Origin of the sequence: Collinsella sp. LCP19S3_B11 (assembly GCF_052121915.1) — a bacterium.
Taxonomy (GTDB): domain Bacteria; phylum Actinomycetota; class Coriobacteriia; order Coriobacteriales; family Coriobacteriaceae; genus Collinsella.
On record NZ_JBQKDI010000062.1, the window covers coordinates 1 to 408 of the forward strand.

The window sequence follows — 408 nt, forward strand, 5'->3', positions numbered from 1 at the left end:
GGTCAGGCCGGTCGACATGGCGCCGGTGGCGCGGTCGAAGTTGTACCAGCGGCCCTCGACCCTCTGCTCCCCGTAGAGCATGGCGCCGTCGCCGCCGTAGAGGACGGTCTTGGCCGAGCCTCCGGCGGGGATCTCCTGGAAGCCGGTGGCGGCGACCCCCTCCGATCCGGGGGCGAACCAGTACCACCCGCCGCCGATCAGCCTCTCGCCCTCGGCCAGCGAGCCGTCGTCGTCGACGCGGCGGCGGGTCCCCCCGTCGTCGACCCAGCGGCCTCGGCAGAGCTCGCCCGTCACGGCGTCGAAGAACCTCTCGCCGAGGCCCTCCACCTCCTGCAGGCCGTAGAGCATGGCGCCGTCCTCGCCGTAGAGCACGGTCTTGTAGCCCAGGTCGGTCAGGCCGGTCGACAT

General features: G+C 72.5%; 1 protein-coding gene. It reads right to left on the reverse strand.

All coding sequences use genetic code 11. The annotated features are described in order from the left end of the window. Positions 1-408 (reverse strand): hypothetical protein (locus tag ACTQV4_RS10380; protein ID WP_441569792.1); only part of this gene is annotated, 408 nt, incomplete at both ends.